Origin of the sequence: Kosakonia sp. S42 (genome assembly GCF_016624785.1) — a bacterium.
GTDB classification, from domain to species: Bacteria; Pseudomonadota; Gammaproteobacteria; order Enterobacterales; family Enterobacteriaceae; genus Kosakonia; species Kosakonia cowanii.
Genome location: NZ_JACVTW010000044.1, coordinates 15,791 through 26,141, shown reverse-complemented (window position 1 = coordinate 26,141; position 10,351 = coordinate 15,791). Strand labels below are relative to the sequence as shown.

The 10,351-nt window shown below is 50.7% G+C and carries 22 protein-coding genes; 21 read left to right on the top strand and 1 reads right to left on the bottom strand.

Annotated features, from left to right (window positions below; translation table 11 throughout):
* The first annotated feature begins 233 nt into the window (after positions 1-233).
* Together bfd and bfr are read left to right on the top strand one after the other, a co-directional pair.
* Positions 234-428, top strand: coding sequence for a bacterioferritin-associated ferredoxin (bfd, locus tag IAE50_RS23930; RefSeq protein WP_034812717.1), 195 nt, complete (start codon positions 234-236; stop codon positions 426-428).
* Positions 429-500: 72 nt separating this feature from the next.
* Entirely contained in the window at positions 501-977 is a 477-nt protein-coding gene (bfr, locus tag IAE50_RS23925; RefSeq protein ID WP_200581501.1) for a bacterioferritin, read from the top strand.
* Here bfr and IAE50_RS23920 read toward each other — a convergent pair.
* Complete coding sequence (locus IAE50_RS23920; RefSeq protein WP_200135697.1) at positions 974-1,429, bottom strand: A24 family peptidase; 456 nt, start codon at positions 1,427-1,429, stop codon at positions 974-976. The two genes, bfr and IAE50_RS23920, sit on opposite strands and share 4 nt — an antisense overlap.
* Before the next feature lie 377 nt (positions 1,430-1,806).
* On the opposite strand from IAE50_RS23920, the gene rpsJ reads away from it, so the two are divergent.
* From rpsJ to rpsE, 19 genes are all read left to right on the top strand, one after another.
* A complete protein-coding gene (rpsJ, locus tag IAE50_RS23915; RefSeq protein ID WP_001181005.1) occupies positions 1,807-2,118 on the top strand; it encodes a 30S ribosomal protein S10 in 312 nt (103 codons plus the stop codon).
* 32 nt (positions 2,119-2,150) lie between these two features.
* Entirely contained in the window at positions 2,151-2,780 is a 630-nt protein-coding gene (gene rplC, locus IAE50_RS23910; RefSeq protein ID WP_023479430.1) for a 50S ribosomal protein L3, read from the top strand.
* 10 nt (positions 2,781-2,790) lie between these two features.
* Complete coding sequence (rplD, locus tag IAE50_RS23905; RefSeq protein WP_023479434.1) at positions 2,791-3,396, top strand: 50S ribosomal protein L4; 606 nt, start codon at positions 2,791-2,793, stop codon at positions 3,394-3,396.
* Complete coding sequence (rplW, locus tag IAE50_RS23900; RefSeq protein WP_000617546.1) at positions 3,393-3,695, top strand: 50S ribosomal protein L23; 303 nt, start codon at positions 3,393-3,395, stop codon at positions 3,693-3,695. Before rplD ends, rplW begins: the two co-directional genes overlap by 4 nt.
* Positions 3,696-3,712: 17 nt before the next feature.
* Positions 3,713-4,534, top strand: a complete 822-nt coding sequence (rplB, locus tag IAE50_RS23895) for a 50S ribosomal protein L2 (RefSeq protein WP_023479412.1) — start codon at positions 3,713-3,715, stop codon at positions 4,532-4,534.
* Between the two features lie 16 nt (positions 4,535-4,550).
* Complete coding sequence (rpsS, locus tag IAE50_RS23890) at positions 4,551-4,829, top strand: 30S ribosomal protein S19 (protein ID WP_001138115.1); 279 nt, start codon at positions 4,551-4,553, stop codon at positions 4,827-4,829.
* Between the two features lie 14 nt (positions 4,830-4,843).
* Complete coding sequence (gene rplV, locus IAE50_RS23885) at positions 4,844-5,176, top strand: 50S ribosomal protein L22 (RefSeq protein WP_002919773.1); 333 nt, start codon at positions 4,844-4,846, stop codon at positions 5,174-5,176.
* A 17-nt stretch (positions 5,177-5,193) separates the two neighbouring features.
* The gene (rpsC, locus tag IAE50_RS23880) at positions 5,194-5,895 is read left to right on the top strand and encodes a 30S ribosomal protein S3 (protein ID WP_000529945.1); all 702 of its coding nucleotides are present in this window, start codon (positions 5,194-5,196) and stop codon (positions 5,893-5,895) included.
* Between the two features lie 12 nt (positions 5,896-5,907).
* Complete coding sequence (rplP, locus tag IAE50_RS23875) at positions 5,908-6,318, top strand: 50S ribosomal protein L16 (RefSeq protein ID WP_007369814.1); 411 nt, start codon at positions 5,908-5,910, stop codon at positions 6,316-6,318.
* Complete coding sequence (gene rpmC / locus IAE50_RS23870) at positions 6,318-6,509, top strand: 50S ribosomal protein L29 (RefSeq protein ID WP_004388609.1); 192 nt, start codon at positions 6,318-6,320, stop codon at positions 6,507-6,509. Before rplP ends, rpmC begins: the two co-directional genes overlap by 1 nt.
* A complete protein-coding gene (gene rpsQ / locus IAE50_RS23865; RefSeq protein ID WP_017460070.1) occupies positions 6,509-6,763 on the top strand; it encodes a 30S ribosomal protein S17 in 255 nt (84 codons plus the stop codon). The genes rpmC and rpsQ overlap by 1 nt, the downstream gene beginning before the upstream one ends.
* A gap of 165 nt (positions 6,764-6,928) precedes the next feature.
* The gene (rplN, locus tag IAE50_RS23860; RefSeq protein WP_023479426.1) at positions 6,929-7,300 is read left to right on the top strand and encodes a 50S ribosomal protein L14; all 372 of its coding nucleotides are present in this window, start codon (positions 6,929-6,931) and stop codon (positions 7,298-7,300) included.
* 10 nt (positions 7,301-7,310) lie between these two features.
* Positions 7,311-7,625 (top strand): 50S ribosomal protein L24, encoded by a 315-nt coding sequence (gene rplX / locus IAE50_RS23855; protein WP_016538464.1) that lies wholly within the window; start codon positions 7,311-7,313, stop codon positions 7,623-7,625.
* Positions 7,626-7,639: 14 nt separating this feature from the next.
* Positions 7,640-8,179: a 50S ribosomal protein L5 gene (rplE, locus tag IAE50_RS23850; protein ID WP_023479410.1), complete on the top strand. Its 540-nt coding sequence runs from the start codon at positions 7,640-7,642 to the stop codon at positions 8,177-8,179.
* Between the two features lie 14 nt (positions 8,180-8,193).
* On the top strand, positions 8,194-8,499 hold the full coding sequence (gene rpsN / locus IAE50_RS23845; RefSeq protein WP_007369817.1) for a 30S ribosomal protein S14: 306 nt from the start codon (positions 8,194-8,196) through the stop codon (positions 8,497-8,499).
* A gap of 33 nt (positions 8,500-8,532) precedes the next feature.
* The gene (gene rpsH / locus IAE50_RS23840) at positions 8,533-8,925 is read left to right on the top strand and encodes a 30S ribosomal protein S8 (RefSeq protein ID WP_023479407.1); all 393 of its coding nucleotides are present in this window, start codon (positions 8,533-8,535) and stop codon (positions 8,923-8,925) included.
* A gap of 12 nt (positions 8,926-8,937) precedes the next feature.
* Positions 8,938-9,471, top strand: coding sequence for a 50S ribosomal protein L6 (gene rplF, locus IAE50_RS23835; protein ID WP_023479418.1), 534 nt, complete (start codon positions 8,938-8,940; stop codon positions 9,469-9,471).
* Between the two features lie 9 nt (positions 9,472-9,480).
* The gene (gene rplR / locus IAE50_RS23830; protein ID WP_017460073.1) at positions 9,481-9,834 is read left to right on the top strand and encodes a 50S ribosomal protein L18; all 354 of its coding nucleotides are present in this window, start codon (positions 9,481-9,483) and stop codon (positions 9,832-9,834) included.
* 14 nt (positions 9,835-9,848) lie between these two features.
* On the top strand, positions 9,849-10,349 hold the full coding sequence (rpsE, locus tag IAE50_RS23825) for a 30S ribosomal protein S5 (protein ID WP_007369821.1): 501 nt from the start codon (positions 9,849-9,851) through the stop codon (positions 10,347-10,349).
* Positions 10,350-10,351 lie beyond the last annotated feature (2 nt).

Sequence of the window (10,351 nt, the reverse complement as noted above, 5' to 3'; positions counted from 1 at the left end):
AATCCGTGAAGGCGGCCGTACCGTTGGCGCGGGCGTTGTAGCAAAAGTTCTGAGCTAATTCGTTAGCTTTGAATTTGAAAGAGGGCACTTCGGTGCCCTTTTTGCTGCCTGCTATTCAGCCATCCTTCCATTACAGCCGTTCACACTTTTCTGCAAAATCCGGTACCGCTGTCCTGTTGTAATCATAACCATTCTCATTTACACTTTGCGCATTAAGTGAACGGGAGTGATCCATGTACGTTTGTTTGTGTAATGGTGTAAGTGATAAAAAAATCCGCCAGGCTGTGCGCCAGTTTCACCCTCAATCATTCCAGCAGCTCCGCAAGTTTGTTCCGGTAGGAAATCAGTGTGGTAAATGCATTCGTGCTGCTCGCGAGATAATGCAGGATGAGTTGACCCAGATGCCGGAATACAAAGAGATTGCCTGAGGCTCTATCTTTTTTTTGACATCCCTGTAGCCCCATCTACGCTTCAATGAGTGGAAGCGGAGGGACTACATTATGAAAGGTGATGTTAAAATCATAAATTATCTCAATAAATTATTGGGAAATGAGCTTGTCGCAATCAATCAGTACTTTCTCCATGCGAGAATGTTCAAGAACTGGGGGCTGACCCGCCTCAATGATGTTGAATACCATGAGTCCATCGATGAAATGAAGCACGCCGATTTGTACATCGAGCGTATTCTGTTTCTCGAAGGAATCCCGAACTTGCAGGATCTTGGCAAACTCGGCATTGGTGAAGGCGTTGAAGAGATGCTGCAATCAGACCTGCGTCTGGAGTTGGAAGGCGCGAGAGATCTGCGTGAAGCGATCGCCTACGCTGACAGCATCCATGACTATGTCAGCCGCGATATGATGATCAAAATTCTTGCCGACGAAGAGCACCACATTGACTGGCTGGAAACCGAACTGGATCTGATCGCTAAACTTGGTATGCAGAATTACCTTCAGTCGCAGATTAAAGTCGAAGGTTAAAACCCTATTAGCGTGGGATAACCCACCACGAAACCCGCTGCCGCGAGGAAGGGTCCAAACGGCAGCGGGTTTTTTATTACCTGCAATTTACGGTGGCGGCAAAGAGGGAAAACTACTGCGCAACAGCCAAAGAGCGCGGCATAAAATACAAGAGCAGGCAATGCAGGCCAGCCGTGCCACGCGCCGAGTGCGGCAAGATACTTCACATCGCCATAGCCCAACCCTTCACGTCCACGCAATAATCGATACCCCCAGTATATAGCGGCAAAACTTGTATAACCCGCCATTGCCCCGACGACAGCATCTGCCAAAAAATCAGGGCGTGATAAACAGTGCCAGAGCAAGCCCGTCCAGAGAAGAGGGCAGGTGTAGCGATCCGGCAGCAACTTTGAGCGCAGGTCACTCCTGACAAGTAGAAGGTTTAATACGACATAGATAATGAGAAAAAACATGGCGTCCCTGCCTTAAGCTTTACCAATCCGTTGGCAAGAGTGCTTCATACCAATGAACAAGGGAAGGGGAGGGTGAGCAGAGTGCGAACTGCTTTCCAGAGATTCTATGCGTAATAAAAAGGGTGACACTCTCTTTGCGAGCCGGCACGCACCGCTGTTTAATTTCTAAACTGCACTTGCGTCCGAGCCAGATTTACGTATAATGCTCGGGCTTGTCGTAATTGACGGCTGGTTCGATCTGAACCATAGCGACGATGTTTGCCGCTAACAATGCTCCCAATCGGGGAGCTACGTAAGAACGATTACACTCCCCCATCAATCGTAATGGGTGTGAGGAGTAATTATTTTCGTCTATAAATAATTGGAGCTCTGGTCTCATGCAGAACCAAAGAATCCGTATCCGCTTGAAAGCGTTTGATCATCGTCTGATCGATCAATCAACCGCCGAAATCGTCGAAACTGCGAAGCGCACTGGTGCGCAAGTACGTGGTCCGATCCCGCTGCCGACCCGCAAAGAGCGCTTTACCGTTCTGATCTCTCCGCACGTCAACAAAGACGCGCGCGATCAGTACGAAATCCGCACTCATAAGCGTCTGGTTGACATCGTTGAGCCAACCGAGAAAACCGTTGATGCTCTGATGCGTCTGGATCTGGCTGCCGGTGTAGACGTGCAGATCAGCCTGGGTTGATCAGGTCATCGAGCGATTGAGAGGTTGAAACAATGATTGGTTTAGTCGGTAAAAAAGTGGGCATGACCCGCATCTTCACTGAAGATGGCGTTTCTATCCCAGTAACCGTAATCGAAGTTGAAGCAAACCGCGTTACTCAGGTTAAAGATCTGGCTAACGACGGCTACCGCGCTATCCAGGTTACCACCGGTGCTAAAAAAGCTAACCGCGTAACCAAGCCGGAAGCGGGTCACTTCGCTAAAGCTGGCGTAGAAGCTGGCCGTGGTCTGTGGGAATTCCGTCTGGCTGACGGTGAAGAGTTCTCCGTAGGTCAGGACATTAGCGTTGAGCTGTTTGCTGAAGTTAAAAAAGTTGACGTAACTGGCACCTCTAAAGGTAAAGGTTTCGCAGGTACCGTTAAGCGCTGGAACTTCCGTACCCAGGACGCTACTCACGGTAACTCCCTGTCCCACCGCGTTCCGGGTTCTATCGGTCAGAACCAGACTCCGGGCAAAGTGTTCAAGGGCAAGAAAATGGCAGGTCAGCTGGGTAATGAGCGCGTAACCGTTCAGAGCCTGGACGTAGTACGTGTTGACGCTGAGCGCAACCTGCTGCTGGTTAAAGGTGCTGTCCCGGGTGCAACCGGTAGCGACCTGATCGTTAAACCAGCTGTGAAGGCGTGAGGAGATAGCAATGGAATTAGTATTGAAAGACGCGCAGAGCGCGCTGACTGTTTCCGAAACTACCTTCGGTCGTGACTTCAACGAAGCGCTGGTACACCAGGTTGTTGTTGCTTATGCAGCTGGTGCTCGTCAGGGTACTCGTGCTCAGAAGACCCGTGCTGAAGTAACTGGTTCCGGTAAAAAACCGTGGCGCCAGAAAGGCACCGGCCGTGCGCGTTCAGGTTCTGTTAAGAGCCCGATCTGGCGTTCTGGTGGCGTGACCTTCGCTGCACGTCCGCAGGACCACAGTCAAAAAGTTAACAAAAAGATGTACCGCGGCGCGCTGAAAAGCATCCTGTCCGAACTGGTACGTCAGGATCGTCTGATCGTTGTCGAGCAGTTCTCTCTGGAAGCGCCGAAAACTAAGCTGCTTGCTCAGAAACTGAAAGACATGGCTCTGGAAGATGTGCTGATCATCACCGGTGAGCTGGACGAAAACCTGTTCCTGGCCGCACGTAACCTGCACAAGGTTGACGTACGCGATGCGACTGGTATCGACCCGGTTAGCCTGATCGCCTTCGACAAAGTCGTAATGACTGCTGATGCTGTTAAGCAAGTTGAGGAGATGCTGGCATGATTCGTGAAGAACGTCTGCTGAAGGTGCTGCGCGCACCGCACGTTTCTGAAAAAGCGTCTACTGCGATGGAAAAAACCAATACCATCGTTCTCAAAGTTGCAAAAGACGCGACCAAAGCAGAAATCAAAGCTGCTGTGCAGAAACTGTTTGAAGTCGAAGTCGAAGTCGTTAACACCCTGGTAGTTAAAGGGAAAGTTAAACGTCACGGACAGCGTATCGGTCGTCGTAGCGACTGGAAAAAAGCTTACGTCACCCTTAAAGAAGGCCAGAATCTGGACTTCGTTGGCGGCGCTGAGTAAGTCGGAGGAGTAATACAATGGCAGTTGTTAAATGTAAACCGACATCTCCGGGTCGTCGCCACGTAGTTAAAGTGGTTAACCCTGAGCTGCACAAGGGCAAACCTTTTGCTCCGTTGCTGGAAAAAAACAGCAAATCCGGTGGTCGTAACAACAATGGCCGTATCACCACTCGTCATATCGGTGGTGGCCACAAGCAGGCTTACCGTATTGTTGACTTTAAACGCAACAAAGATGGTATCCCGGCAGTTGTTGAACGTCTTGAGTACGATCCGAACCGTTCCGCGAACATCGCGCTGGTTCTGTACAAAGACGGTGAGCGCCGTTACATCCTGGCCCCGAAAGGCCTGAAAGCTGGCGACCAGATTCAGTCTGGCGTTGATGCTGCAATCAAAGCAGGCAACACCCTGCCGATGCGCAATATCCCGGTTGGTTCTACCGTTCATAACGTAGAAATGAAACCAGGTAAAGGCGGTCAGCTGGCACGTTCCGCTGGTACTTACGTTCAGATCGTTGCTCGCGATGGTGCTTATGTCACCCTGCGTCTGCGCTCTGGTGAAATGCGTAAAGTAGAAGCAGACTGCCGCGCGACTCTGGGCGAAGTTGGCAATGCTGAGCATATGCTGCGCGTTCTGGGTAAAGCAGGTGCTGCACGCTGGCGTGGTATTCGCCCTACCGTTCGCGGTACTGCGATGAACCCGGTCGACCACCCACACGGTGGTGGTGAAGGTCGTAACTTTGGTAAGCACCCGGTAACTCCGTGGGGCGTTCAGACCAAAGGTAAGAAGACCCGCAGCAACAAGCGTACTGATAAATTCATCGTACGTCGCCGTAGCAAATAATTTTAGAGGATAAGCCATGCCACGTTCTCTCAAGAAAGGTCCTTTTATTGACCTGCACTTGCTGAAGAAGGTAGAGAAAGCGGTGGAAAGCGGAGACAAGAAGCCCCTGCGCACTTGGTCCCGTCGTTCAACGATCTTTCCTAACATGATCGGTTTGACCATCGCTGTCCATAATGGTCGTCAGCACGTTCCGGTATTTGTTTCCGACGAAATGGTCGGTCACAAACTGGGTGAATTCGCACCGACTCGTACTTATCGCGGCCACGCTGCTGATAAAAAAGCGAAGAAGAAATAAGGTAGGAGGAAGAGATGGAAACTTTAGCTCAACATCGCCATGCTCGTTCTTCTGCTCAGAAGGTTCGCCTTGTTGCTGACCTGATTCGCGGTAAGAAAGTGTCGCAGGCTCTGGATATTCTGACCTACACCAACAAGAAAGCGGCTGTACTGGTCAAGAAGGTTCTGGAATCTGCCATTGCTAACGCTGAACACAACGATGGCGCTGACATTGACGATCTGAAAGTTGCGAAAATTTTCGTAGACGAAGGCCCGAGCATGAAGCGCATTATGCCGCGTGCAAAAGGTCGTGCAGATCGCATCCTGAAGCGCACCAGCCACATCACTGTGGTTGTGTCCGATCGCTGAGACTCTGGAGACTAGCAATGGGTCAGAAAGTACATCCTAATGGTATTCGCCTGGGTATTGTAAAACCATGGAACTCTACCTGGTTTGCGAACACCAAAGAATTCGCTGACAACCTGGACAGCGATTTTAAAGTACGTCAGTACCTGACGAAGGAACTGGCGAAAGCGTCTGTATCTCGTATCGTTATCGAGCGTCCGGCTAAAAGCATCCGTGTGACTATTCACACTGCTCGCCCGGGTATCGTTATCGGTAAGAAAGGTGAAGACGTTGAGAAACTGCGCAAGGTCGTAGCGGATATCGCTGGCGTTCCTGCTCAGATCAATATCGCCGAAGTTCGTAAGCCTGAACTGGACGCAAAACTGGTTGCTGACAGCATCACTTCTCAGCTGGAACGTCGTGTTATGTTCCGTCGTGCTATGAAGCGTGCTGTACAGAATGCCATGCGTCTGGGCGCTAAAGGTATCAAAGTTGAAGTTAGTGGCCGTCTGGGTGGCGCTGAGATCGCACGTACCGAATGGTACCGTGAAGGTCGCGTTCCGCTGCACACACTGCGCGCTGACATTGACTACAACACCTCCGAAGCGCACACCACTTACGGTGTAATCGGCGTTAAAGTGTGGATCTTCAAAGGTGAGATCCTTGGTGGTATGGCTGCAGTTGAACAACCGGAAAAACCGGCTGCTCAACCTAAAAAGCAGCAGCGTAAAGGCCGTAAATAAGGAGCGTCGCTGATGTTACAACCAAAGCGTACAAAATTCCGTAAAGTGCACAAAGGCCGCAACCGTGGTCTCGCGCAGGGCACGGATGTGAGCTTCGGCACTTACGGTCTGAAAGCTGTTGGCCGTGGTCGTCTGACCGCTCGTCAAATCGAAGCAGCACGTCGTGCTATGACTCGTGCTGTTAAGCGTCAGGGTAAGATCTGGATCCGTGTATTCCCGGACAAGCCGATCACCGAGAAGCCGCTGGAAGTTCGTATGGGTAAAGGTAAAGGTAACGTGGAGTATTGGGTTGCCTTGATTCAACCGGGTAAAGTCCTGTACGAAATGGACGGTGTTCCGGAAGAGCTGGCCCGTGAAGCCTTCGAGCTGGCAGCAGCAAAACTGCCGATTAAAACCACCTTTGTAACTAAGACGGTGATGTAATGAAAGCAAAAGAGCTGCGTGAAAAGAGCGTTGAAGAGCTGAACACCGAGCTGCTTAACCTGCTGCGCGAGCAGTTCAACCTGCGTATGCAGGCTGCGAGTGGCCAGCTGCAACAGACTCACCTGTTGAAGCAAGTGCGTCGTGATGTCGCACGCGTTAAGACTTTACTGACTGAGAAGGCGGGTGCGTAATGACCGATAAAATCCGTACTCTGCAAGGTCGTGTTGTTAGCGACAAAATGGAGAAATCCATTGTTGTAGCTATCGAACGTTTTGTGAAACACCCGATCTACGGTAAATTCATCAAACGTACGACCAAACTGCACGTACACGACGAGAACAACGAATGCGGTACCGGCGACGTGGTTGAAATCCGCGAATGCCGTCCGCTGTCCAAGACTAAGTCCTGGACGCTGGTTCGCGTTGTAGAGAAAGCGATTCTGTAATAGAGTACGCGTTCTCTAACGAATAAACGGCTCAGTAATGAGCCGTTTATTTTTTCTACCCATATCACAGAAGCGGTGTTATAATGCCGCGCCCTCGATATGGGGCTTTTTATCGACCCTGATTTTGGGGTCTTCAGTAGTAGTTGACATTAGCGGAGCACTAAAATGATCCAAGAACAGACTATGCTGAACGTCGCCGACAACTCCGGTGCACGTCGCGTAATGTGTATCAAGGTTCTGGGTGGCTCGCACCGTCGCTACGCAGGCGTAGGCGACATCATCAAGATCACCATCAAGGAAGCAATTCCGCGTGGTAAGGTCAAAAAAGGTGATGTGCTGAAGGCGGTAGTGGTGCGCACCAAGAAGGGTGTTCGTCGCCCGGACGGTTCTGTCATTCGCTTCGATGGTAATGCATGCGTTATTTTAAACAATAACAGCGAGCAACCTATCGGTACGCGTATTTTTGGGCCGGTAACTCGTGAACTTCGTTCTGAGAAGTTCATGAAAATTATCTCTCTGGCACCAGAAGTACTTTAAGGAGCGAGTCATGGCAGCGAAAATCCGTCGTGATGACGAAGTTATCGTGTTAACCGGTAAAGATAAAGGTAAACGCGGTAAAGTAAAAAATGTTCTGTCTTCCGGCAAGATCATTGTTGAAGGTATCAACCTGGTTAAGAAACATCAGAAGCCGGTTCCGGCCCTGAACCAACCAGGTGGCATCGTTGAAAAAGAAGCTGCAATTCAGGTTTCTAACGTTGCACTCTTCAATGCGGCAACCGGCAAGGCTGACCGTGTAGGCTTTAGATTCGAAGACGGCAAAAAAGTCCGTTTCTTTAAATCTAACAGCGAAACTATCAAGTAATTTGGAGTAGTACGATGGCGAAACTGCATGATTACTACAAAGACGAAGTAGTTAACAAACTCATGACTGAGTTTAGCTACAATTCTGTCATGCAAGTCCCTCGGGTCGAGAAGATCACCCTGAACATGGGTGTTGGTGAAGCGATCGCTGACAAGAAACTGCTGGATAACGCAGCAGCTGACCTGGCAGCAATCTCCGGTCAAAAACCGTTGATCACCAAAGCGCGCAAATCAGTTGCGGGCTTCAAAATCCGTCAGGGCTATCCGATCGGCTGTAAAGTGACTCTGCGTGGCGAACGCATGTGGGAGTTCTTTGAGCGCCTGATCACTATTGCTGTACCTCGTATCCGTGACTTCCGCGGCCTGTCCGCTAAGTCGTTCGACGGTCGTGGTAACTACAGCATGGGTGTCCGTGAGCAGATCATCTTCCCAGAAATCGACTATGACAAAGTCGACCGCGTGCGTGGTTTGGATATTACCATTACCACTACTGCGAAATCTGACGAAGAAGGCCGTGCTCTGCTGGCTGCCTTTGACTTCCCGTTCCGCAAGTAAGGTAGGGTTACTTCATGGCTAAGCAATCAATGAAAGCACGCGAAGTTAAACGCGTAGCTTTAGCTGAAAAATACTTCGCGAAACGCGCTGAACTGAAAGCGATCATTTCTGATGTGAACGCTTCCGACGAAGATCGTTGGAACGCTGTTCTCAAGCTGCAGAGTCTGCCGCGTGATTCCAGCCCGTCTCGTCAGCGTAACCGCTGCCGCCAAACTGGTCGTCCGCATGGTTTCCTGCGGAAGTTCGGGTTGAGCCGTATTAAGGTCCGTGAATCCGCAATGCGCGGTGAAATCCCGGGTCTGAAAAAGGCTAGCTGGTAATTGTCACCAATTGAATCACGGGAGTAAAGACAGATGAGCATGCAAGATCCGATCGCGGATATGCTGACCCGTATCCGTAACGGTCAGACCGCGAACAAAGCTGCGGTCACCATGCCTTCCTCCAGGCTGAAAGTGGCAATTGCCAACGTGCTGAAGGAAGAAGGTTTTATTGAAGATTTCAAAATTGAAGGCGACACCAAGCCGGAACTGGAAGTGACTCTTAAGTACTTCCAGGGAAAAGCTGTGGTAGAAAGCATTCAGCGTATCAGCCGCCCTGGTCTGCGCATCTATAAAAGAAAAGATGAGCTGCCGAAAGTTATGGGTGGTCTTGGTATCGCAGTTGTTTCTACCTCTAAAGGTGTTATGACTGATCGTGCAGCGCGCCAGGCTGGTCTTGGTGGCGAAATTATCTGCTACGTAGCCTAATCGGAGGAAAGAATGTCTCGTGTTGCTAAAGCACCGGTCGTCATTCCTGCCGGCGTTGATGTAAAAATCAACGGTCAGGTTATCACGATCAAAGGTAAAAACGGCGAGCTGACTCGTACCCTGAACGATGCTGTTGAAGTTAACCAGGCAGACAATGCCCTGACCTTCGGTCCGCGTGATGGTTACGTGGATGGTTGGGCTCAGGCTGGTACCGCGCGTGCCCTGCTGAACTCAATGGTTATCGGTGTTACCGAAGGCTTCACTAAGAAGCTGCAGCTGGTTGGTGTAGGTTATCGTGCAGCGGTTAAAGGTAGTGTTGTAAACCTGTCTCTGGGTTTCTCACATCCTGTTGACCATCAGCTGCCGGCGGGTATCACTGCTGAATGTCCGACTCAAACTGAAATCGTGCTGAAAGGCGCTGATAAGCAGGTGATCGGTCAGGTTGCAGCTGATCTGCGCGCCTACCGTCGTCCTGAGCCTTATAAAGGCAAGGGTGTTCGTTACGCCGACGAAGTCGTGCGTACCAAAGAGGCTAAGAAGAAGTAAGGTAACACTATGGATAAGAAATCTGCTCGTATCCGTCGTGCGACCCGCGCACGCCGCAAGCTCAAAGAGCTTGGTGCGACCCGCCTGGTGGTACATCGTACCCCGCGTCATATTTACGCCCAGGTAATCGCATCGAATGGTTCTGAAGTTCTGGTAGCTGCTTCTACTGTAGAAAAAGCTATCTCTGAACAACTGAAGTACACCGGTAACAAAGACGCCGCTGCAGCTGTAGGTAAAGCTGTTGCTGAACGCGCTCTGGAAAAAGGCATTAAAGATGTGTCCTTTGACCGTTCCGGGTTCCAATATCATGGTCGCGTCCAGGCACTGGCAGATGCTGCTCGTGAAGCTGGCCTTCAGTTCTAAGGTAGAGGTGTAAGATGGCTCACATCGAAAAACAGGCTGGCGAACTGCAGGAAAAGCTGATCGCGGTTAACCGCGTATCTAAAACCGTTAAAGGTGGTCGTATTTTCTCCTTCACAGCTCTGACTGTTGTTGGCGATGGTAACGGTCGCGTTGGTTTTGGTTACGGTAAAGCGCGTGAAGTTCCAGCAGCGATCCAGAAAGCGATGGAAAAAGCCCGTCGCAATATGATTAACGTCGCGCTGAACCACGGCACCCTGCAGCACCCGGTTAAGGGTACTCACACGGGTTCTCGTGTCTTCATGCAGCCGGCTTCCGAAGGTACCGGTATCATCGCCGGTGGTGCAATGCGCGCCGTTCTGGAAGTCGCTGGAGTTCATAACGTTCTGGCCAAAGCATATGGTTCCACCAACCCGATCAACGTGGTTCGTGCAACTATTGATGGCCTGGAAAATATGAAGTCTCCAGAAATGGTCGCTGCCAAGCGTGGTAAATCCGTTGAAGAAATTCTGGGGTAATT

What these genes read in the sequence shown, in the direction of transcription:
- bfd (WP_034812717.1), top strand. Translation starts at nt 234, where the DNA reads ATGTACGTTTGTTTGTGTAATGGTGTAAGTGATAAAAAAATCCGCCAG.
- bfr (WP_200581501.1), top strand. Translation starts at nt 501, where the DNA reads ATGAAAGGTGATGTTAAAATCATAAATTATCTCAATAAATTATTGGGA.
- IAE50_RS23920 (WP_200135697.1), bottom strand. Translation starts at nt 1,429, where the DNA reads ATGTTTTTTCTCATTATCTATGTCGTATTAAACCTTCTACTTGTCAGG.
- rpsJ (WP_001181005.1), top strand. Translation starts at nt 1,807, where the DNA reads ATGCAGAACCAAAGAATCCGTATCCGCTTGAAAGCGTTTGATCATCGT.
- rplC (WP_023479430.1), top strand. Translation starts at nt 2,151, where the DNA reads ATGATTGGTTTAGTCGGTAAAAAAGTGGGCATGACCCGCATCTTCACT.
- rplD (WP_023479434.1), top strand. Translation starts at nt 2,791, where the DNA reads ATGGAATTAGTATTGAAAGACGCGCAGAGCGCGCTGACTGTTTCCGAA.
- rplW (WP_000617546.1), top strand. Translation starts at nt 3,393, where the DNA reads ATGATTCGTGAAGAACGTCTGCTGAAGGTGCTGCGCGCACCGCACGTT.
- rplB (WP_023479412.1), top strand. Translation starts at nt 3,713, where the DNA reads ATGGCAGTTGTTAAATGTAAACCGACATCTCCGGGTCGTCGCCACGTA.
- rpsS (WP_001138115.1), top strand. Translation starts at nt 4,551, where the DNA reads ATGCCACGTTCTCTCAAGAAAGGTCCTTTTATTGACCTGCACTTGCTG.
- rplV (WP_002919773.1), top strand. Translation starts at nt 4,844, where the DNA reads ATGGAAACTTTAGCTCAACATCGCCATGCTCGTTCTTCTGCTCAGAAG.
- rpsC (WP_000529945.1), top strand. Translation starts at nt 5,194, where the DNA reads ATGGGTCAGAAAGTACATCCTAATGGTATTCGCCTGGGTATTGTAAAA.
- rplP (WP_007369814.1), top strand. Translation starts at nt 5,908, where the DNA reads ATGTTACAACCAAAGCGTACAAAATTCCGTAAAGTGCACAAAGGCCGC.
- rpmC (WP_004388609.1), top strand. Translation starts at nt 6,318, where the DNA reads ATGAAAGCAAAAGAGCTGCGTGAAAAGAGCGTTGAAGAGCTGAACACC.
- rpsQ (WP_017460070.1), top strand. Translation starts at nt 6,509, where the DNA reads ATGACCGATAAAATCCGTACTCTGCAAGGTCGTGTTGTTAGCGACAAA.
- rplN (WP_023479426.1), top strand. Translation starts at nt 6,929, where the DNA reads ATGATCCAAGAACAGACTATGCTGAACGTCGCCGACAACTCCGGTGCA.
- rplX (WP_016538464.1), top strand. Translation starts at nt 7,311, where the DNA reads ATGGCAGCGAAAATCCGTCGTGATGACGAAGTTATCGTGTTAACCGGT.
- rplE (WP_023479410.1), top strand. Translation starts at nt 7,640, where the DNA reads ATGGCGAAACTGCATGATTACTACAAAGACGAAGTAGTTAACAAACTC.
- rpsN (WP_007369817.1), top strand. Translation starts at nt 8,194, where the DNA reads ATGGCTAAGCAATCAATGAAAGCACGCGAAGTTAAACGCGTAGCTTTA.
- rpsH (WP_023479407.1), top strand. Translation starts at nt 8,533, where the DNA reads ATGAGCATGCAAGATCCGATCGCGGATATGCTGACCCGTATCCGTAAC.
- rplF (WP_023479418.1), top strand. Translation starts at nt 8,938, where the DNA reads ATGTCTCGTGTTGCTAAAGCACCGGTCGTCATTCCTGCCGGCGTTGAT.
- rplR (WP_017460073.1), top strand. Translation starts at nt 9,481, where the DNA reads ATGGATAAGAAATCTGCTCGTATCCGTCGTGCGACCCGCGCACGCCGC.
- rpsE (WP_007369821.1), top strand. Translation starts at nt 9,849, where the DNA reads ATGGCTCACATCGAAAAACAGGCTGGCGAACTGCAGGAAAAGCTGATC.